The following is an 18,774-nucleotide window of genomic DNA, read 5'->3' as shown; positions in this document are numbered from 1 at the left end:
TGGCAAGCCCGCCTTCGCAACGGATAATGCCCAGTTTTTCCACCAGCGCATCGATGCGCCGCCGCGCTTGCGGTCGAAAGAGAAGACCATGAAAGACACCATTCGCCAGCTGATCCAACAAGCCATCACCCAACTCGTCAACGAAGGTGTGTTGCCTGAAGGCCTGTCGCCGGCGATCCAGGTGGAAAACTCTCGCGACAAGAAAAACGGCGACTTCGCCAGCAACATCGCCATGATGCTGGCCAAGCCTGCGGGCATGAAACCCCGCGACCTGGCCGAGAAAATCATCGCCGCGCTGCCCGCCGACGAGAACGTCTCCAAAACCGAAATCGCAGGCCCTGGCTTCCTGAACTTCTTCCAGAACACTCAAGCCCTGGCGAGCCGCCTGGACGCGGCGCTGGCCGACGACCACATCGGCGTGCGCAAGGCCGGCCCGGTGCAGCGCACCGTGGTAGATCTGTCGGCTCCGAACCTGGCCAAGGAAATGCACGTCGGCCATTTGCGTTCGACTATCATCGGCGACGGCGTGGCCCGGGTTCTGGAATTCCTCGGCGACGAAGTGATCCGCCAGAACCACGTTGGCGACTGGGGCACCCAGTTCGGCATGCTGATGGCTTATCTGCAGGAAAACCCGATCACCAGCGATGAGCTGTCGGACCTGGAAAACTTCTACCGCGCCGCCAAGCAGCGCTTCGACGAATCCGCAGAGTTCGCTGATCGCGCCCGCGGCCTGGTGGTCAAGCTGCAAGCTGGCGACCCGGACTGCCTGGCGCTGTGGACCAAGTTCAAGGACATCTCGCTGTCGCACTGCCAGAAAATCTACGAACTGCTGAACGTCAAACTGACCATGGCCGACGTGATGGGTGAAAGCGCCTATAACGACGACCTGATCAACGTGGTCAACGACCTCAAGGCCGCTGGCCTGCTGGTCGAAAGCAACGGCGCCCAGTGCGTGTTCCTCGACGAATTCAAAACCGCCGACGGCGACCCGCTGCCGGTGATCATCGTCAAGGCCGACGGCGGCTACCTCTACGCCACCACCGACCTGGCCGCCGTGCGCTACCGCAGCGGCGTGCTGAAGGCTGATCGCGCGTTGTACTTCGTCGACCAGCGTCAGGCCCTGCACTTCCAGCAAGTGTTCCAGGTCGCGCGCCTGGCCGGCTTCGTGACCCATCCGATGGAAATGGAACACATGGGCTTCGGCACCATGAACGGCGCCGACGGCCGTCCGTTCAAGACCCGTGACGGCGGCACCGTGAAGCTGATCGACCTGCTGACCGAAGCCCAGGAACGCGCCTACACCCTGGTGAAGGAAAAAAACCCGGAACTTGCCGAAGACGAACTGCGCAACATCGCCAAGGTCGTGGGCATTGGCGCGGTGAAATACGCCGACCTGTCCAAGCATCGCACCAGCGACTACAGCTTCAACTTCGACCTGATGCTGAACTTCGAAGGCAACACCGCGCCGTACCTGCTGTACGCCTACACCCGTGTGGCCGGTGTGTTCCGCAAGCTCGGCAAGGACTTCAGCGAAGTCGAAGGGCAGATCGTCCTCGAAGCCGCCCACGAACATGAGTTGGCGGCAAAACTGGCGCAGTTTGGTGAAATCCTCAATAACGTGTCCGACAAAGGCACGCCGCACATCCTCTGCACCTACCTGTACGATGTTGCCGGCCTGTTCTCCAGCTTCTACGAGAACTGCCCGATCCTCGGCGCCGACACCCCGGCGCAAATGCAGAGCCGTCTGCGCCTCGCCGCGCTGACCGGCCGCACTCTCAAGCAAGGCCTGGAACTCTTGGGTCTGGAAACTCTGGAGCGTATGTAAGTTGGCTGCCAAGAAAAAACCTGCACCCAAGCGTGGCGCCAGCCGTTACCAAGCTCCTGCAAAGCAACCGATCCCGGGCTGGCTGTGGATGGCCATCGGCCTGACGGTCGGCGCGTTCATTGTGTTTCTGATGAAGCTGGAGCCGGGCAAGGGCAGCGACAGCGTCAAGCGCGAGAAGATCGAGCAACAGAAAGCCACCAAGATCGCCGAGGCCAACAAGACTCCGCCGAGCCCGACGCAACCGGTGAAGCCGAAGTACGACTTCTACACCTTGCTGCCGGAATCTGAAGTCATCGTGCCGCCGGACGCGGTGCCGGAGAAAACCCTGCCGACGCCACAAGTACCGGCCATTCCGACCACGCCGGTGACGCCAGCGGAAGCGGCGAAGATCGACACCGCCCGGGCTCAAGCGGCATTGGCTGGCATCACCCCGCCGCCAGCGCCACCCGTGGCGAAAGCGGCGCCGGTGACCAAGTTCTTCCTGCAGGCTGGTTCGTTCCGCAAGGAAGCCGATGCCGACAAGGTGCGTGCGCAGATCATCCTGCTGGGTCAGGCCGTGGCGGTCGAATCCGGCACGGTGAAAGATGAGACCTGGTATCGGGTGCTGGTCGGCCCGTTCAGCAATCGCGAACAGCTGACCACCGCCCAGAAGCAACTGGCTGGCAGCGGTTTTAGCAACCTGTTGTTACAACAACGCCAGAGCCGCTGATTTCCCGACAGGGTAGCCGCGTCATCGTTCATCGCGGGCAAGCCCGCTCCCACAGGATTGGCGCATATCCTGTGGGAGCGGGCTTGCCCGCGATGGCGTCATCAGCGACACCGCTCCTCCACCTGCCCTACACCGCTCGTCCCCCGCCGCGTCCTACAGTTGAAAAACGATCCACCACCCCCATATGAGTTGGCATAAGGCATTTTCGCCCCGCTGCGTGGAGACTCTCCCTTGACCACCATCGTTTCAGTTCGCCGCCACGGCAAAGTCGTCATGGGCGGCGACGGCCAGGTTTCGCTCGGTAATACCGTGATGAAAGGCAACGCGAAGAAAGTTCGCCGCCTCTACCACGGCCAGGTTATCGCCGGTTTTGCCGGGGCCACCGCTGACGCCTTCACCCTCTTCGAGCGTTTCGAAGGCCAGCTTGAGAAACATCAGGGCCACCTGGTTCGCGCCGCCGTCGAACTCGCCAAAGAATGGCGCACCGACCGCTCCCTGAGCCGCCTCGAAGCGATGCTCGCGGTCGCCAATAAAGATGCCTCCCTGATCATCACCGGCAACGGTGACGTGGTTGAACCCGAAGAAGGCCTGATCGCCATGGGTTCCGGCGGCGGCTACGCCCAGGCTGCGGCCAGCGCGCTGCTGAAAAAAACCGATCTGTCAGCCCGGGAAATCGTCGAAACCGCTTTGGGCATCGCTGGCGACATCTGCGTATTCACCAACCACACCTTCACCATTGAGGAGCAGGACCTCGCTGAGTAAGCCTGTTTCGGCCTAGCGCCACGGCTCACTTTTGCTTGAGGACCGCCAATTATTATGCCCATGACCCCCCGTGAAATCGTCCACGAACTCAATCGCCATATCATCGGCCAGGACGATGCCAAACGCGCCGTCGCCATCGCCTTGCGCAACCGCTGGCGCCGGATGCAGCTGCCCGAAGAGCTGCGCGTCGAAGTCACCCCCAAGAACATCCTGATGATCGGCCCGACCGGTGTCGGTAAAACCGAGATTGCCCGTCGCCTGGCCAAGCTCGCCAACGCGCCGTTCATCAAAGTCGAAGCGACCAAGTTCACCGAAGTGGGCTACGTCGGCCGCGACGTCGAATCGATCATTCGTGATCTGGCCGACGCCGCGATCAAGCTGCTGCGCGAACAGGAAATGACCAAGGTTCGCCACCGCGCCGAAGACGCCGCCGAAGAGCGCATTCTCGACGCTTTGCTGCCACCGGCACGCATGGGCTTCAGCAACGAGGACTCCGCACCGTCCCAGGACTCCAACACCCGTCAGCTGTTCCGCAAACGCCTGCGTGAAGGTCAGCTGGATGACAAGGAGATCGAAATCGAAGTGGCCGAAGTGTCCGGCGTCGATATCTCCGCGCCACCGGGCATGGAAGAAATGACCAACCAGCTGCAGAGCCTGTTCGCCAACATGGGCAAGGGCAAGCGCAAAAACCGCAAGCTCAAGGTCAAGGAAGCGCTGAAACTGGTTCGCGACGAAGAAGCCGGTCGCCTGGTCAACGAAGAAGAACTGAAGGCCAAGGCCCTGGAAGCCGTTGAGCAGCACGGCATCGTGTTCATCGACGAAATCGACAAAGTCGCCAAGCGCGGCAATTCCGGTGGCATCGACGTGTCCCGTGAAGGCGTACAGCGCGACTTGCTGCCGCTGATCGAAGGCTGCACCGTCAACACCAAACTGGGCATGGTCAAGACCGACCACATCCTGTTCATCGCCTCCGGTGCGTTCCACCTGAGCAAGCCGAGCGATCTGGTGCCGGAGCTGCAAGGTCGCCTGCCGATTCGTGTCGAGCTCAAGGCCCTGAGCCCGGAAGATTTCGAGCGCATCCTCAGCGAGCCGCATGCATCGCTCACCGAGCAATATTGTGCATTGCTGAAAACCGAAGGGCTGAACATCGAGTTTCAACCGGACGGCATCAAGCGCCTGGCCGAGATCGCCTGGCAGGTCAACGAGAAGACCGAGAACATCGGCGCCCGTCGCCTGCACACCCTGCTCGAACGCCTGCTCGAAGAGGTGTCGTTCAGCGCCGGTGATCTGGCCAGCACCCACGAGGACAAGCCGATCCTGATCGATGCCGATTACGTCAACAGCCACTTGGGCGAATTGGCGCAGAACGAAGACCTGTCCCGTTATATCCTGTAAGCCATACTTACAGCGGTAGCGGATCTGCAGGAATAAATGTGGGAGCGGGCTTGCCCGCGAAGGCGTCCTCAAGGGCGATAAAAGCTTCGCGGGCAAGCCCGCTCCCACAGGGTTCAGCGTCGACCCGCAATCCCTGTCGACCCACTCAGAACGGACGCCAGGCCATGACCCAACTCCCCACCGACATCAAACTCCACAAAGCCTCAAAAACCCTGACGCTCAAGTACGCGTCCGGCGAGGAATATCACCTGCCCGCCGAGTTTCTCCGCGTGCACTCTCCTTCCGCCGAGGTCCAGGGCCACGGCAAACCTATCCTGCAATTTGGCAAGATCGCCGTAGGCCTGAGCAAGGTCGAACCGGCCGGTCAGTACGCACTGAAATTGACCTTCGACGACGGCCACGACAGCGGCCTGTTCACTTGGGAATATCTGTACCAACTGGCAGTGCGCCAAGAAGATCTCTGGAACGATTATCTTGCGGAACTCAAAGCGGCTGGAAAGACCCGTGATCCGAATGAATCCGTCGTCAAGCTGATGCTCTAGGTCAGGCCTCTGGCTATTTAGAGGGCATTTTCTAATTCCATCTGTTTGAATGCTTCGCTGCGGTGGCAACGATTGGCCCGCTTGCGAAAAAAATTAAACTCGGGTAACCAATGGAGCTGGCAAGTTCCGTGCAGTGCTCTCTGAACTAAAAAAGCAGCGATGCGCAATTTACAGTCACCCGAGCAGTAGTACCTGGCGTGCTGTGTGATTACACAGCTGGACTCAGGTACTCGTCTCAGGACAATGGAGCGTCGTAGATGAGTAACAAGCTTAACGATGACTTGAAATTTCAGGCTTCGGAAAATACCTTGGGGCTGAATCCTGTTGTTGGACTACGTAGAAAGGATCTCTTGGGCTCTGCCCGCATGGTGCTGAGCCAGGCCATCAGACAACCCATCCACAGTGCCAGGCATGTCGCCCATTTCGGCATCGAACTCAAGAACGTGCTGCTGGGGAAATCCGAGCTTCAACCGCAAAGTGATGACCGTCGCTTCCTTGATCCGGCCTGGAGCCAGAACCCGCTCTACAAACGTTATTTGCAAACTTACCTGGCGTGGCGCAAAGAGCTTCACGCGTGGATCGATGACAGCAACCTCTCGCCCAAGGACGTCGCTCGCGGGCATTTCGTGATTAACCTCATGACCGAAGCCATGGCCCCGACCAACACGGCGGCCAACCCGGCGGCGGTCAAACGCTTCTTCGAAACCGGTGGAAAGAGCCTGCTCGACGGCCTCTCCCATCTGGCCAAGGATCTGGTGCATAACGGCGGCATGCCGAGCCAGGTCAACATGGGTGCATTCGAAGTCGGCAAGAGCCTGGGCGTGACCGAAGGCGCAGTGGTGTTTCGCAACGACGTGCTGGAGCTGATCCAGTATCGACCGATCACCGAGCAGGTGCATGAACGCCCACTGCTGGTGGTGCCGCCACAGATCAACAAGTTCTACGTATTCGACCTGAGCCCGGACAAAAGCCTGGCGCGCTTCTGCCTGCGCAACAATGTGCAGACCTTCATCGTCAGCTGGCGCAACCCGACCAAGGAGCAGCGCGAGTGGGGTCTGTCGACCTACATCGAAGCGCTCAAGGAAGCGGTCGATGTCGTCACCGCGATCACCGGCAGCAAAGACGTGAACATGCTCGGTGCCTGCTCCGGCGGCATCACCTGCACCGCCCTGCTGGGTCACTACGCAGCGATCGGCGAGAAGAAGGTCAACGCCCTCACGCTCCTGGTCAGCGTGCTGGACACCACCCTGGACAGCGATGTGGCCCTGTTCGTCGACGAGCAGACCCTCGAAGCCGCCAAGCGCCATTCCTACCAGGCCGGTGTGCTGGAAGGTCGCGACATGGCGAAAGTCTTCGCCTGGATGCGCCCCAACGACCTGATCTGGAACTACTGGGTCAACAACTACTTGCTGGGTAATGAGCCGCCGGTTTTCGACATTCTGTTCTGGAACAATGACACCACCCGGTTGCCGGCGGCGTTCCACGGCGACCTGATCGAGATGTTCAAAAACAACCCATTGATCCGCTCCGATGCCCTGGAAGTGTGCGGCACGCCGATCGACCTCAAGCAGGTGACCGCCGACATCTTTTCCCTGGCCGGTACCAACGATCACATCACTCCGTGGAAGTCCTGCTACAAATCCGCGCAGCTGTTCGGTGGCAAGGTCGAGTTCGTGCTGTCCAGCAGCGGGCATATCCAGAGCATTCTGAACCCTCCGGGCAATCCGAAAGCACGCTACATGACCAGCACCGACATGCCGGTCAAAGCCGAAGAATGGATGGAAAACTCCACCAAGCACACCGATTCCTGGTGGTTGCATTGGCAGGCGTGGCAGGCCGAGCGTTCGGGCAAACTGAAGAAATCCCCCGCCAACCTTGGCAACAAGGCCTACCCAGCGGGTGAAGCTTCGCCGGGTACTTACGTGCATGAACGTTGAGCTTCAAATAACTCGTAGTCCGCGGCACTGGGAGGTGCCGCGATTTCTACCCATTACTCTCGAGGCCAGCCTCGAACATTCTGCGACGGCCCGGGACGGCTCGGTCAGCGTTTAAAACCTACAGGGCTCTGTGCATGCCGCAACCGTTCGTCTTTCGTACCGTCAACCTGGATGGCCAGACCCTCCGCACTGCGGTACGCCCCGGCAAGCCTCACTTGACGCCCTTGCTGATTTTCAACGGCATTGGCGCCAACCTGGAGCTGATATTCCCGTTCGTCCAGGCTCTGGATCCGGACCTGGAAGTCATCGCCTTCGACGTACCCGGCGTCGGCGGCTCATCGACTCCCAACCGCCCGTATCGCTTTTCGGGCCTGGCGAAACTCACTGCACGAATGCTCGACTATCTCGATTACGGGCAAGTCAACGTGATTGGCGTTTCGTGGGGTGGCGCCTTGGCGCAGCAGTTCGCCCATGACTATCCCGAGCGCTGCAAGAAACTGGTGCTGGCAGCCACGGCGGCCGGCGCCGTGATGGTGCCGGGCAAGCCGAAAGTGCTGTGGATGATGGCCAGCCCACGGCGCTACATCCAGCCATCCCATGTGATCCGCATCGCACCGATGATCTATGGCGGCTCGTTCCGTCGCGATCCGACCCTGGCTGCCAGTCACGCTGCCAGAGTCCGCTCGGCAGGCAAACTCGGTTATTACTGGCAGCTGTTCGCCGGCCTCGGCTGGACCAGCATTCACTGGCTGCACAAGATCAACCAGCCGACCCTGGTGCTGGCCGGCGACGATGACCCACTGATCCCGCTGATCAACATGCGCATGCTGGCCTGGCGAATTCCCAACGCCCAACTGCACATCATCGACGACGGTCATCTGTTTTTGATTACCCGGGCCGAAGCGGTGGCACCGATCATCATGAAGTTTCTTGAGGAGGAACGTCAGCGCGCAGTAATGCATCCACACCCGGCGCCATCGGGCGGTTAACCGACCCAGGCTTTTGTTTATGAAAAGGAGTTGGCAGGACGCCGTGCCGCGCAACAACCCGCAACAACGTCTATGGTGTTTTGTTCGGGTGTGTTTGTTTTTGGCCTGACGACGAAGGAGTGTTAACTCATGCGCGACAAACCAGCGAAGGGCTCTTTGCCCACTCCCGCTGCATTCATCAATGCACAGAGTGCGGTTACCGGTCTGCGCGGCCGGGACCTGCTTTCGACCTTGCGCAGCCTGGCCACCCACGGCCTGCGCAATCCGGTGTATACGGCCCGGCACGCCTTGAAGCTGGGCGGTCAGTTGGGCCGCGTACTGTTGGGTGAAACGCTGCACCCGACCAACCCGCAGGACAGTCGCTTTGCCGACCCGACGTGGAGCCTCAATCCTTTTTATCGCCGCAGTCTGCAGGCTTATCTGAGCTGGCAGAAAGAAGTCAAAAGCTGGATCGACGAGAGCAACATGAGCCCGGACGATCGTGCCCGCGCCCACTTCGCCTTTGCCTTGATCAACGACGCCGTGGCGCCGTCCAACACCTTGCTCAATCCGCTGGCGATCAAGGAATTTTTCAACTCCGGCGGCAACAGTCTGGTGCGGGGTATCGGCCATCTGCTCGACGACCTCCTGCACAACGACGGCCTGCCCAGGCAGGTCACCAAGCAATCGTTCGAGGTGGGCAAAACGGTTGCCACCACTACCGGCTCTGTGGTGTTTCGCAATGAGCTTCTGGAGCTGATCCAGTACAAGCCGATGAGCGAAAAACAGTATTCAAAGCCGTTGTTGATCGTGCCGCCACAGATCAACAAGTACTACATTTTCGACTTGAGCCCCGGCAACAGCTTCGTCCAGTACGCCCTTAAAAACGGTTTGCAGACCTTCATTATCAGCTGGCGCAATCCCGATGTGCGTCATCGCGAATGGGGGTTGTCGTCTTACGTAGAAGCCGTCGAAGAAGCGATGAATGTGTGCCGGGCAATCACCGGCGCTCGCGAGGTCAACCTGATGGGGGCCTGTGCCGGCGGGCTGACCATCGCTGCGCTACAAGGGCATTTGCAGGCCAAGCGGCAGCTACGACGGGTGTCCAGCGCGACCTACCTGGTCAGCATGCTCGACAGTCAGATAGACAGCCCGGCCACCCTCTTCGCCGACGAACAAACGCTGGAAGCGGCCAAGCGCCGCTCGTATCAGAAGGGCGTTCTGGAAGGTAGTGACATGGCCAGGGTGTTTGCCTGGATGCGGCCCAACGATTTGATCTGGAATTACTTCGTCAATAACTACTTGCTGGGCAAGGAGCCGCCGGCGTTCGACATCCTCTACTGGAACAATGACAACACGCGCCTGCCGGCGGCATTTCATGGCGACCTGCTGGATTTCTTCAAGCACAACCCGCTGAGTCATCCGGGTGGGCTGGAAGTGTGCGGCACGCCGATCGACCTGCAGAAAGTCACCGTCGACAGTTTCAGCGTGGCGGGCATGAATGATCACATCACCCCGTGGGATGCAGTGTATCGCTCGACATTGCTGCTGGGTGGCGAGCGGCGCTTCGTGCTGTCCAATAGCGGTCATGTGCAGAGCATTCTCAACCCGCCGAACAATCCGAAAGCCAACTACGTCGAGAATCCGAAACTGAGCACCGACCCGCGGGCCTGGTATTACGACGCCAAGCGCGTCGACGGTAGTTGGTGGACGCAATGGCTGAGCTGGATTCAGGAACGCTCCGGCGCACAACGCGAAACCCAGATGGCCCTCGGCAACCAGAACTATCCACCGATGGAGGCGGCACCCGGTACTTACGTGCGCGTGCGCTAACGTTCAACGAACCACGGCCGCCAATGGCCGTGGCATGACTCGACCATTAAGAAGACTGGATGAAAACCCGCGACCGGATTCTCGAATGTGCCCTGCAGTTGTTCAATCAGAAGGGCGAACCGAATGTGTCGACCATGGAAGTGGCCAACGAAATGGGCATCAGCCCGGGCAACCTTTACTACCACTTCCACGGCAAGGAACCGCTGATCCTCGGGCTGTTCGAGCGCTTCCAGGCCGAATTGACGCCCTTGCTCGATCCACCGTCCGATGTGGAATTGGCGCCCGAAGACTATTGGCTGTTCCTGCACCTGATCATCGAACGCCTGTCCCATTACCGGTTTCTGTTCCAGGACCTGTCGAACCTCGCCGGCCGGCTGCCGAAACTGGCCAAGGGGATACGCAACCTGCTCAATGCGTTGAAGCGAACACTGGCGTCATTGCTGGCACAGTTGAAAGCTCAAGGTCAGTTGGTCAGTGACACCCAGGCGCTGGGGCAGTTGGTGGAACAAATCACCATGACGTTGCTGTTCTCGCTGGACTATCAGCGGATTCTCGACCGTGAAGGTGAAGTGAGACTGGTGGTGTATCAGATCATGATGCTGGTGGCGCCGCATTTGCTGCCGCCGATCAAGATTGCGACCGAGCGGCTGGCGTTGCAGTACCTTGAAGAGCACGACTAACCCTGTGGGAGCGGGTTTGCTCTTTAGAATGCATGCACAAACAAAAACGCCCGACCTTTGCAGGCCGGGCGTTTTCTAGTCCTGAACTCAGGACTGACTGGTTGGCGTCGACGGAGCCGGCGCGGCAGTCTGGGGTACAGCAGGGGTCGGCGCAGTGACGGAGTTCGCCGTGCTTACCGGGGTTGCCGGTTTGGCGGCAGCAACTGCTGGTTTCGGTGCGGCCGCTTTCGGAGCTGCCGGTTTAGCCGCTGGTTTTTTCACTGCTGGCTTCTTCGCTGCGGCAGGTTTGGCTGCTGCGGTTTTAGCTGCAGGTTTGGCCGCCGGTTTAGCAGCTGGTTTGGCGGCAGGTTTTGCGGCCGCTTTGGCTGCAGGTTTCGCCGCGGCAGTTTTGGTTGCCGGTTTAGCGGCAGCCTTGGCCAATGGTTTGGCTACGCTTTTGGCCGCTGGTTTGGCTGCCGCGGTTTTCGCCGCAACAGGCGCAACCTTGGCACCGGTGAGTTTTTCGATTTGCTTGGTCAGGGTATCGACCTTGCTGTGCAGTGCCTTGACCTCATTGCGGCTCGGTACACCGAGGCGCGAAATGGCGCTGTTCAGACGCTTGTCGAAAGCCCCTTCCAGCTCATCCCATTTGCCCAGTGCGCGATCTTTCACGCCGCTGATGCGCGACTTGGCCGACGAAGCGGAGTCCTTGGCGGCATCGACTTTCTTGCCGACAGCGCTCTTGGTGAGCTTCTCGGCTTTCTCGCCGTCCTTAACCAATGTATCGAAGAGCTTGCTGCCGTCAGTGTCAATCTTCGAGTACACGCCTAAACCAGCCAGCCAGATCTTGCGGGAGTAGTCTTCGACCTTCCCGATCCACGAGCTGCCTTCTTTTTCAGTATTCTTTTTACCAGCCATCCCGTTCTCCTTAAGATTTACGCGCGACACGTTCGAGCAATGCCGTCAGCTCATCGAGCTTAGCAGAGAGTGTCTCAACGTCATGTTTAGACGGAATGCCGATACGATTCAAGGCACTTGCGATACGTGTATCGAAAGCCTTTTCGACTTTGTCGAGTTGAAGTTCGACTTTGCCTTTGAAAGTGCTTACTTCACTCTTGGCTTCATCGATCTCGGCATTGGCCGCTTCAAGTTTTTCAGTGACTACTTTTTTGCCTTTCTTTTCAACAGCTTGACCAGCCTTGATCAACTCTTGAACGTACTCGCTGCCCTCTTGGCCGACCTTGGTGTAAGCACCCAGACCAGCGAGCCAGATCTTGCGGGCATACGATTTGACGTCGCCCAGGGCGTTAGTCTCAACGTCGACTTTTTTCTTCAAAATAACTTTGGCCATGGTGCACCTCACGCGCAGAAGGGTCGAGGAACTGCCCGCAAAGAGTCGGGCTCAGGCACAAAGTAGTGAGAATAATTAGAAACGGCACCCTAACAAGTGACATAAACCTTTGGGCACACCACAACATAAACTGTGGGAGCGAGCCTGCTCGCGATTGCGGTCCATCATCCGACATAGATGTCGACTGGCATTCCGTCATCGCGAGCAGGCTCGCTCCCACAGGGATCTCAATTCACAGAAGGAATGGGATCAGACCAACGCTTTATCGAGCGCCCTTTCGATTTCCGATTTGATGGTGCCGCTCATGGCGGACATCAACAGGCCCAGTTCGACATCGACCTTGATCGAGTCCTCGCCCACATATACCGCCCCTTTTACGCCCGAGCGTCTGAGATTCAGGGTATCGCCAGACCATTGCGGTTCCAGGCCATATTGTTCGGACAGTTTCTGCGCCAACTTGTCGGCCTTCTCGCGGGCCGCTTCCTTACCCAGGCCGTGGGCACGTTCAACACTAATATGGGCCATCGAATGACTCCTGCTTTATGGATACTTCCTGAAAATCTTGACCGTTGCTGCGTCAAAACGTCCCGGTGATTGCCTATCTTACCTTCAGCCTTGCCAAGACAAAGCAGGCCACCGGGATTAGAATGTCGCGCATTCTCTTTTGGTGACAGCGATATGACTGATCAGCGCAAAGGCAGCGATGCCGAACCCACCACTCACTTCGGCTTCAAAAACGTACCGGAAAGCCAGAAAGCGGAAAAAGTCGCTGAGGTTTTCCACTCGGTAGCCGCCAAGTACGACCTGATGAACGACCTTCTGTCGGGCGGCATGCACCGTCTGTGGAAGCGTTTCGCGATCGAGCTGTCGGGCGTGCGTACCGGTAACCGCGTGCTGGACATCGCCGGCGGCACTGGCGATCTGACCCGAAAATTCTCGCACTTGGTTGGCCCTACCGGTCAGGTCGTTCTGGCCGACATCAACGAGTCCATGCTCAAGGTCGGTCGTGACCGTCTGCTGGATCTGGGTGTGTCCGGCAACGTCGAATTCGTCCAGGCCGATGCTGAAAAGCTGCCGTTCCCGGACAACCATTTCGATTGCGTGACCATCGCCTTCGGCCTGCGCAACGTGACGCATAAAGAAGACGCCCTGCGCTCGATGCTGCGCGTATTGAAACCGGGCGGCCGTTTGCTGGTGCTGGAGTTCTCCAAGCCAACCAACGCGCTGATGTCCAAAGCCTACGACGCCTACTCGTTCGCCTTCATGCCGTTGATGGGCAAGCTGATCACCAACGATTCGGAAAGCTATCGCTACCTGGCCGAATCGATCCGCATGCACCCGAATCAGGAAACCCTGAAGTCGATGATGGTCGAGGCCGGTTTCGACCGCGTGACCTATCACAACATGACCGCAGGCATCGTCGCCCTGCACCGCGGCATCAAGCCCTGATGTTGCTGGCCGGCCTGCTCGCCAGCGTTGAGCTTGGCCTGAACCGGGTGCTGCGTCTCGACAGCACGGCGCTGCCGCGGCTGGCGCATATGAGTGGCAAGGTGATTGCCGTCGACTGCCGCAGCCCGGCGCTGCAACTGTTCATCCTGCCCAGCGATGAAGGCCTGATGCTCGCCTCCCAGTGGGAAACCGGTGCCGACTGCACCTTGCGCGCACCGGCCTCAAGCCTGCTGAAACTGGCGACGAGCAAGGATAAGACTTCGGTCCTGCATAGCCCTGAAGTCGAACTCGACGGCGACAGTGGCGTGCTGCTGGAACTGGCGGCAATCCTTCAGGACCTCGAACTGGACTGGGAGTACGAACTCTCACGCTGGCTGGGACCTGTCGCTACGCAACTGGTCGGCGGTCATCTGCGCAGTCGCGCACGCTGGTATCAGCAAGGGTTCACCAGCCTGAACCAGAACCTGGGCGAGTACCTGGCCGAAGAATCGCGCGCCCTCGTTGGTCAGCGCGAAGCCGAAGCCCGTTTTAACGAACTGGACCAGATCAAGCTCGATCTGGAACGTCTCGAGGCGCGTTTTGAGCGCCTTTCCCGATCCCTCGACCCAAGCGATAACGCATGAAGCTGCTTGCCGTCCGCCGTTTGTTGCGCATCCAGCGCGTTGTGATTCGCTACCGCCTCGATGACTTGCTGTTCGCCCTGCCACTGCCCTGGTTTCTGCTGGCGCTGCGCTACGCCCTGCCGTGGCGCTGGTTCCCGCGCAAGACGCTGGACCTGAGCCGTGGCGCGCGACTGCGCCTGGCATTGCAGGACCTGGGGCCAATTTTCATCAAGTTTGGCCAGATCCTTTCGACACGCCGCGACCTGCTGCCAGAAGACATCGCCGATGAACTGATGAAGCTGCAGGACCGCGTGCCTCCGTTCGACTCGCAAGTGTCGATCCGGCTGATCGAAGAGCAGCTCGGCAAAAAAATCAGTGAAGTCTTCAGCCGTTTCGACGTCGAACCGCTGGCCTCGGCTTCGGTGGCGCAAGTGCATGCCGCGCAGCTGAAAACCGGTGAAGAAGTGGTGGTCAAGGTGATCCGCCCGGGCCTCAAACCGATCATTGCCCAGGACCTGGCATGGCTGTTCATCCTCGCCCGCGCGGCGGAAAAACTCTCGGCCGACGCTCGCTTGCTGCACCCGGTGGACGTGGTCAGCGACTACGAAAAAACCATCTACGACGAACTCGACCTGCTGCGCGAGGCGGCTAACGCCAGCCAGTTGAAGCGCAATTTCGAAGGTTCGCCTTTGCTCTATGTACCCCAAGTTTATTGGGACTGGTGCCGGCCGAAAGTGCTGGTGATGGAGCGCATCTACGGGATTCAGGTCACCGACCTCGCAACCCTGGCCGACCAGCGCACCGATATGAAAATGCTCGCAGAACGGGGTGTGGAGATTTTCTTCACCCAGGTGTTCCGCGACAGCTTCTTCCACGCCGACATGCACCCCGGCAACATCTTCGTCAGCACCGTGCAACCGTGGAGCCCGCAGTACATCGCGATCGACTGCGGCATCGTCGGCAGCCTGACCCCGGAAGACCAGGACTACCTGGCGCGCAACCTGTTCGCGTTCTTCAAGCGTGATTACCGGCGTGTCGCGCAGTTGCACATCGATTCGGGCTGGGTGCCGGCGGAAACCAAACTCAATGAGTTCGAAGCAGCGATCCGTACCGTGTGCGAGCCGATCTTCGAAAAACCGTTAAAAGATATCTCCTTCGGCCAGGTGCTGATGCGCCTGTTCCAGACCGCTCGCCGCTTCAACATGGAAGTGCAGCCGCAGTTGGTCTTGCTGCAAAAAACCCTGTTGAACATCGAAGGCCTGGGCCGTCAGCTGTACCCGGACCTTGACCTGTGGAACACCGCCCAGCCGTTCCTCGAACGCTGGATGCGCGAGCGCGTCAGCCCCAAAGCCTTATTAGGCAACGTGCAGAGCCAGTTCGAACAGATCCCGCATTTAGCCAACATGGCCCGCGACCTGCTTGAGCGTATGTCCCAGCCCCACGCCAACGACCCGCCGCGCCCTTGGCACAAGCGCAAGGACGACTGGTTCCTGCGGTTGCTCGGCACCGCTCACCTGGCGGGTGGCACGATACTCGCCGCTGGTGGCCCGCTGAACGAACTGGGGCATTGGCCCGCCGGAATCATGGTGGCGGTCGGTTTGTATCTGGTCGTTCGCCGATAGCCAGTTGGGTGATCGACTGGCACACTGTTTGAACGCTGAATTGAACATTGGCCTCAGCTATTGAAGTAGAGCCCGCTGTCGGAGTCGAAGATGAAAAACTGGCTGGACGAGATCAAGTGGGACGCCGATGGCCTCGTGCCGGCGATTGCCCAGGATCACAAGACCGGACGCGTCCTGATGATGGCCTGGATGAACCGCGAAGCACTGGAACTGACCGCTGCCGAGAACCGTGCCATTTACTGGTCACGTTCCCGTGGCAAGCTGTGGCGCAAAGGCGAAGAGTCCGGCCACGTGCAAACCCTGCATGAGATGCGCCTGGACTGTGACGCTGACGTGATCATCCTGATGGTTGAGCAAATCGGCGACATCGCCTGCCATACCGGCCGTCAGAGCTGCTTCTACCGCGTCTTCGAGAACGGCGACTGGAAAACCGTCGACCCGGTGCTGAAAGACCCGCACGCTATCTATTCCGCAGGACACACACATGAGTGACACTTTGACCCGTCTGGCTCAAGTACTGGAAGAGCGCAAAGGCGCCGCCGCCGACAGCTCGTATGTCGCCAGCCTGTACCACAAGGGCTTGAACAAGATTCTGGAAAAAGTCGGCGAAGAGTCGGTCGAAACCATCATTGCCGCCAAGGATGCCGCCATCAGCGGTGACTGCAGCGATGTGATCTACGAGACCGCCGATTTGTGGTTCCACAGCATGGTCATGCTCGCCCAACTGGGGCAGCATCCACAGGCTGTGCTCGATGAACTGGACCGCCGCTTCGGTCTGTCTGGACATACCGAGAAAGCCTCTCGCCCGTCCGCCTGAACATCTATTACAGAGGAACGTAACATGGGCATTTTTGACTGGAAACACTGGATCGTCATCCTGGTTGTCGTGGTGCTGGTGTTCGGCACCAAGAAACTGAAAAACCTCGGCACTGACGTGGGCGAGTCGATCAAGGGCTTCAAAAAAGCCATGAACGACGACGAAAAACCGGCCGATCCGACCGCGACGCCGTCCCAACCGGTACCGCCGGTTCAGCCGCAGGCCTCTGTGAACCAGCCGCACACCATCGACGTGCAGGCGCAAAAAGTCGAAGAGCCGATCCGCAAAGACGTGTGAGCACTGACTAATGTTTGGTATCAGCTTCTCTGAACTGCTGCTCGTCGGCCTCGTGGCCCTGCTGGTGCTGGGTCCCGAGCGTTTGCCGGGTGCTGCGCGCACCGCCGGCCTGTGGGTCGGGCGGCTGAAGCGCAGCTTCAACGCGATCAAACAGGAAGTTGAACGTGAAATCGGTGCCGACGAGATTCGCCGGCAACTGCACAACGAGCACATTCTGTCGCTGGAGCAGGAGGCGCGGAAGATCTTCACGCCGACTCAGCAAGAGCCGACGCCGGTGGAACCTGTAGCGACGCAGACGATTCATGCGCCGGCGGCTGAGGTTATGCCGATGGTTGCAGCCGTTGAACCTGCACCTGCACCTGAAACTCCAGTAGAACCTGTTCCTCCTGCGGCTACGCCTGTTGCGCCAGCCCCTCATGAACCAACATTGCCGCCGCGAGCCCCATGAGCGATCTCCCCGAAAACGACCAGCACATGCCGCTGGTTTCGCACCTCACCGAGTTGCGCACGCGCCTGCTACGTTGCGTAGCGGCGGTGTTCATCATTTTTGCCGGGCTGTTCGCCTTCACTCAGCAGATCTACACCTTCGTCTCCACGCCGCTGCGCCAGTACCTGCCGGCCGGCGCGACGATGATCGCCACCGACGTGTCGTCGCCGTTCCTGACGCCGCTGAAGCTGACCATGATGGTCTCGCTGTTCCTGTCGATCCCGGTGATCCTGCATCAGATCTGGGGCTTTATCGCGCCAGGCCTGTACAAGCATGAGAAGCGCATCGCGGTGCCCTTGCTGGTCTCCAGCATTCTGTTGTTCTACACCGGCATGGCCTTCGCCTATTTCCTGGTGTTCCCGCTGATCTTCAAGTTCTTCGCCGCCGCCACCCCGGCCGGCGTGGAAATGATGACCGACATCACCAGCTACCTCGATTTCGTCATGACGCTGTTCTTTGCCTTCGGCGTGGCGTTCGAGATCCCGGTGGCGGTGGTGCTGCTGGTGTGGATCGGCGTGGTCAATGTCGCCTACCTGAAGAAGATCCGCCCGTATGTAGTCATCGGCTGCTTCGTGGTCGGCATGATCCTGACGCCGCCGGACATCTTCTCGCAGACGCTGCTGGCCGTTCCGATGTGGTTGCTGTTCGAGATTGGCATCCTGTTCGGCAGCCTGATCAGCAAGCGCGGCGAGCACCCGGACGATCAGCCGGCTGACGATCACAACGACCAGCCGCCAGCGACTCAAGCGTGAACCTGCTGCTCCTCGAAGAGGCCGACTTTATTGCGGCCGACCGGGCGATCCTGCGCGATCGCCGGTTGACTCACATGCAGGAAGTCCACCGCTCGGTGGTTGGCGACAGCCTGCGGGTCGGGCGTATCGATGGGTTGATGGGTTCAGCCGAATTGCTGCGCCTGGACGCCGATGAAGCCGAGTTGCGTGTCACCCTCGATCAGCCGCCACCGGCCAAGCTGCCACTGACTTTGGTGCTGGCGCTGCCGCGACCGAAAATGCTCCGTCGGGTGTTTCAGACCGTGGCCGCCATGGGTGTGCCGCGAATCGTGCTGGTGAACAGCTATCGCGTCGAGAAGAGCTTCTGGCAAACCCCGTTCCTGGAACCCGAGGCAATTCGCGAGCAATTGATCCTGGGGCTTGAACAGGCCCGGGACAGCGTGCTGCCGGAGGTTGTCATCGAGAAGCGCTTCAAGCCCTTTGTCGAAGACCGTCTGCCGGCCATTACCGAAGGCACCCTCGGCTTGGTCGGCCATCCCGGTAACTACCCGCCCTGCCCTCGTGGCCTGAACGAACCCGTGACCCTGGCCATCGGCCCCGAAGGTGGCTGGATTCCCTACGAAATTGACTTGCTGGCCAAGGCCGGCTTGCAACCGGTGCAACTCGGCGAGCGCATCCTGCGGGTTGAAACCGCCGTCACTGCGCTGCTGGCACGCCTCTTCTAACCCCAGACACTTAACCCTGTGGCGAGGGAGCTTGCTCCCGCTCGGCTGCGAAGCAGTCGTAAA

Annotated in this window: 21 protein-coding genes; 18 read left to right on the top strand and 3 right to left on the bottom strand. The window is 59.6% G+C overall.

Features of this window, described 5'->3' with window-relative positions:
• Nucleotides 1-88: 88 nt before the first annotated feature.
• From argS to ACZ3HH_RS04485, 9 genes are all read left to right on the top strand, one after another.
• Nucleotides 89-1,825 (top strand): arginine--tRNA ligase, encoded by a 1,737-nt coding sequence (gene argS, locus ACZ3HH_RS04525; RefSeq protein ID WP_465802986.1) that lies wholly within the window; start codon nucleotides 89-91, stop codon nucleotides 1,823-1,825.
• 1 nt (nucleotide 1,826) lies between these two features.
• Nucleotides 1,827-2,534 (top strand): SPOR domain-containing protein, encoded by a 708-nt coding sequence (locus ACZ3HH_RS04520; RefSeq protein ID WP_123358790.1) that lies wholly within the window; start codon nucleotides 1,827-1,829, stop codon nucleotides 2,532-2,534.
• Between the two features lie 231 nt (nucleotides 2,535-2,765).
• Nucleotides 2,766-3,296, top strand: coding sequence for an ATP-dependent protease subunit HslV (gene hslV / locus ACZ3HH_RS04515; protein ID WP_007899242.1), 531 nt, complete (start codon nucleotides 2,766-2,768; stop codon nucleotides 3,294-3,296).
• A gap of 54 nt (nucleotides 3,297-3,350) precedes the next feature.
• Nucleotides 3,351-4,691 (top strand): ATP-dependent protease ATPase subunit HslU, encoded by a 1,341-nt coding sequence (hslU, locus tag ACZ3HH_RS04510; RefSeq protein ID WP_367373853.1) that lies wholly within the window; start codon nucleotides 3,351-3,353, stop codon nucleotides 4,689-4,691.
• 164 nt (nucleotides 4,692-4,855) lie between these two features.
• A complete protein-coding gene (locus ACZ3HH_RS04505; RefSeq protein ID WP_123721589.1) occupies nucleotides 4,856-5,233 on the top strand; it encodes a gamma-butyrobetaine hydroxylase family protein in 378 nt (125 codons plus the stop codon).
• Between the two features lie 257 nt (nucleotides 5,234-5,490).
• The gene (gene phaC, locus ACZ3HH_RS04500) at nucleotides 5,491-7,170 is read left to right on the top strand and encodes a class II poly(R)-hydroxyalkanoic acid synthase (RefSeq protein WP_465802982.1); all 1,680 of its coding nucleotides are present in this window, start codon (nucleotides 5,491-5,493) and stop codon (nucleotides 7,168-7,170) included.
• 134 nt (nucleotides 7,171-7,304) lie between these two features.
• A complete protein-coding gene (phaZ, locus tag ACZ3HH_RS04495; RefSeq protein ID WP_030129227.1) occupies nucleotides 7,305-8,159 on the top strand; it encodes a poly(3-hydroxyalkanoate) depolymerase in 855 nt (284 codons plus the stop codon).
• A gap of 129 nt (nucleotides 8,160-8,288) precedes the next feature.
• On the top strand, nucleotides 8,289-9,971 hold the full coding sequence (gene phaC / locus ACZ3HH_RS04490; RefSeq protein ID WP_465802980.1) for a class II poly(R)-hydroxyalkanoic acid synthase: 1,683 nt from the start codon (nucleotides 8,289-8,291) through the stop codon (nucleotides 9,969-9,971).
• A 59-nt stretch (nucleotides 9,972-10,030) separates the two neighbouring features.
• The gene (locus ACZ3HH_RS04485; protein ID WP_367373850.1) at nucleotides 10,031-10,651 is read left to right on the top strand and encodes a TetR/AcrR family transcriptional regulator; all 621 of its coding nucleotides are present in this window, start codon (nucleotides 10,031-10,033) and stop codon (nucleotides 10,649-10,651) included.
• An 87-nt stretch (nucleotides 10,652-10,738) separates the two neighbouring features.
• Here the strand turns inward: ACZ3HH_RS04485 and ACZ3HH_RS04480 are convergent, their stop codons facing one another.
• The 3 genes from ACZ3HH_RS04480 to ACZ3HH_RS04470 form a co-directional block, all read right to left on the bottom strand.
• Nucleotides 10,739-11,548 (bottom strand): phasin family protein, encoded by an 810-nt coding sequence (locus ACZ3HH_RS04480; protein WP_465802978.1) that lies wholly within the window; start codon nucleotides 11,546-11,548, stop codon nucleotides 10,739-10,741.
• Between the two features lie 10 nt (nucleotides 11,549-11,558).
• On the bottom strand, nucleotides 11,559-11,981 hold the full coding sequence (locus tag ACZ3HH_RS04475; protein ID WP_465802977.1) for a phasin family protein: 423 nt from the start codon (nucleotides 11,979-11,981) through the stop codon (nucleotides 11,559-11,561).
• 249 nt (nucleotides 11,982-12,230) lie between these two features.
• Entirely contained in the window at nucleotides 12,231-12,506 is a 276-nt protein-coding gene (locus ACZ3HH_RS04470) for a polyhydroxyalkanoic acid system family protein (protein WP_465802975.1), read from the bottom strand.
• A 153-nt stretch (nucleotides 12,507-12,659) separates the two neighbouring features.
• Between ACZ3HH_RS04470 and ubiE the strand changes: the two genes are divergently transcribed.
• The 9 genes from ubiE to ACZ3HH_RS04425 all read left to right on the top strand — a co-directional run bounded on the left by ubiE (nucleotide 12,660) and on the right by ACZ3HH_RS04425 (nucleotide 18,711).
• Complete coding sequence (gene ubiE, locus ACZ3HH_RS04465; RefSeq protein ID WP_008005057.1) at nucleotides 12,660-13,430, top strand: bifunctional demethylmenaquinone methyltransferase/2-methoxy-6-polyprenyl-1,4-benzoquinol methylase UbiE; 771 nt, start codon at nucleotides 12,660-12,662, stop codon at nucleotides 13,428-13,430.
• Nucleotides 13,430-14,053 (top strand): ubiquinone biosynthesis accessory factor UbiJ, encoded by a 624-nt coding sequence (locus tag ACZ3HH_RS04460; protein WP_465802973.1) that lies wholly within the window; start codon nucleotides 13,430-13,432, stop codon nucleotides 14,051-14,053. Before ubiE ends, ACZ3HH_RS04460 begins: the two co-directional genes overlap by 1 nt.
• Nucleotides 14,050-15,654, top strand: coding sequence for a ubiquinone biosynthesis regulatory protein kinase UbiB (gene ubiB, locus ACZ3HH_RS04455; protein WP_465802971.1), 1,605 nt, complete (start codon nucleotides 14,050-14,052; stop codon nucleotides 15,652-15,654). The genes ACZ3HH_RS04460 and ubiB overlap by 4 nt, the downstream gene beginning before the upstream one ends.
• Before the next feature lie 90 nt (nucleotides 15,655-15,744).
• On the top strand, nucleotides 15,745-16,146 hold the full coding sequence (gene hisI, locus ACZ3HH_RS04450; RefSeq protein ID WP_007899278.1) for a phosphoribosyl-AMP cyclohydrolase: 402 nt from the start codon (nucleotides 15,745-15,747) through the stop codon (nucleotides 16,144-16,146).
• Entirely contained in the window at nucleotides 16,139-16,471 is a 333-nt protein-coding gene (locus ACZ3HH_RS04445) for a phosphoribosyl-ATP diphosphatase (protein ID WP_258619206.1), read from the top strand. The genes hisI and ACZ3HH_RS04445 overlap by 8 nt, the downstream gene beginning before the upstream one ends.
• Nucleotides 16,472-16,495: 24 nt before the next feature.
• Nucleotides 16,496-16,768 carry a twin-arginine translocase TatA/TatE family subunit gene (locus tag ACZ3HH_RS04440; RefSeq protein WP_008005062.1) on the top strand — a complete coding sequence of 91 codons (273 nt, stop codon included), beginning with the start codon at nucleotides 16,496-16,498 and terminating at the stop codon, nucleotides 16,766-16,768.
• A 10-nt stretch (nucleotides 16,769-16,778) separates the two neighbouring features.
• Nucleotides 16,779-17,216 (top strand): Sec-independent protein translocase protein TatB, encoded by a 438-nt coding sequence (gene tatB, locus ACZ3HH_RS04435; RefSeq protein ID WP_465802967.1) that lies wholly within the window; start codon nucleotides 16,779-16,781, stop codon nucleotides 17,214-17,216.
• Complete coding sequence (gene tatC / locus ACZ3HH_RS04430; RefSeq protein ID WP_460143711.1) at nucleotides 17,213-18,007, top strand: twin-arginine translocase subunit TatC; 795 nt, start codon at nucleotides 17,213-17,215, stop codon at nucleotides 18,005-18,007. The genes tatB and tatC overlap by 4 nt, the downstream gene beginning before the upstream one ends.
• Nucleotides 18,004-18,711 (top strand): 16S rRNA (uracil(1498)-N(3))-methyltransferase, encoded by a 708-nt coding sequence (locus tag ACZ3HH_RS04425; RefSeq protein ID WP_465802965.1) that lies wholly within the window; start codon nucleotides 18,004-18,006, stop codon nucleotides 18,709-18,711. The genes tatC and ACZ3HH_RS04425 overlap by 4 nt, the downstream gene beginning before the upstream one ends.
• The last annotated feature ends 63 nt before the right edge of the window (nucleotides 18,712-18,774 follow it).

The sequence above is a fragment of the Pseudomonas sp. PME37.24/025 genome (assembly GCF_055556615.1).
The sequence above is the reverse complement of the archived record's forward strand: the minus strand, read 5'-3'. Positions and strand labels throughout refer to the sequence as shown.

Bases quoted from the DNA above. Each gene is read 5' to 3' on its own strand.
- ACZ3HH_RS04485 (WP_367373850.1), top strand. From the start codon at position 10,031: ATGAAAACCCGCGACCGGATTCTCGAATGTGCCCTGCAGTTGTTCAAT.
- argS (WP_465802986.1), top strand. From the start codon at position 89: ATGAAAGACACCATTCGCCAGCTGATCCAACAAGCCATCACCCAACTC.
- tatC (WP_460143711.1), top strand. From the start codon at position 17,213: ATGAGCGATCTCCCCGAAAACGACCAGCACATGCCGCTGGTTTCGCAC.
- ACZ3HH_RS04505 (WP_123721589.1), top strand. From the start codon at position 4,856: ATGACCCAACTCCCCACCGACATCAAACTCCACAAAGCCTCAAAAACC.
- ubiE (WP_008005057.1), top strand. From the start codon at position 12,660: ATGACTGATCAGCGCAAAGGCAGCGATGCCGAACCCACCACTCACTTC.
- ACZ3HH_RS04445 (WP_258619206.1), top strand. From the start codon at position 16,139: ATGAGTGACACTTTGACCCGTCTGGCTCAAGTACTGGAAGAGCGCAAA.
- tatB (WP_465802967.1), top strand. From the start codon at position 16,779: ATGTTTGGTATCAGCTTCTCTGAACTGCTGCTCGTCGGCCTCGTGGCC.
- ACZ3HH_RS04475 (WP_465802977.1), bottom strand. From the start codon at position 11,981: ATGGCCAAAGTTATTTTGAAGAAAAAAGTCGACGTTGAGACTAACGCC.
- phaC (WP_465802980.1), top strand. From the start codon at position 8,289: ATGCGCGACAAACCAGCGAAGGGCTCTTTGCCCACTCCCGCTGCATTC.
- phaC (WP_465802982.1), top strand. From the start codon at position 5,491: ATGAGTAACAAGCTTAACGATGACTTGAAATTTCAGGCTTCGGAAAAT.
- hslU (WP_367373853.1), top strand. From the start codon at position 3,351: ATGCCCATGACCCCCCGTGAAATCGTCCACGAACTCAATCGCCATATC.
- ubiB (WP_465802971.1), top strand. From the start codon at position 14,050: ATGAAGCTGCTTGCCGTCCGCCGTTTGTTGCGCATCCAGCGCGTTGTG.
- ACZ3HH_RS04440 (WP_008005062.1), top strand. From the start codon at position 16,496: ATGGGCATTTTTGACTGGAAACACTGGATCGTCATCCTGGTTGTCGTG.
- ACZ3HH_RS04480 (WP_465802978.1), bottom strand. From the start codon at position 11,548: ATGGCTGGTAAAAAGAATACTGAAAAAGAAGGCAGCTCGTGGATCGGG.
- ACZ3HH_RS04470 (WP_465802975.1), bottom strand. From the start codon at position 12,506: ATGGCCCATATTAGTGTTGAACGTGCCCACGGCCTGGGTAAGGAAGCG.
- ACZ3HH_RS04460 (WP_465802973.1), top strand. From the start codon at position 13,430: ATGTTGCTGGCCGGCCTGCTCGCCAGCGTTGAGCTTGGCCTGAACCGG.
- hisI (WP_007899278.1), top strand. From the start codon at position 15,745: ATGAAAAACTGGCTGGACGAGATCAAGTGGGACGCCGATGGCCTCGTG.
- phaZ (WP_030129227.1), top strand. From the start codon at position 7,305: ATGCCGCAACCGTTCGTCTTTCGTACCGTCAACCTGGATGGCCAGACC.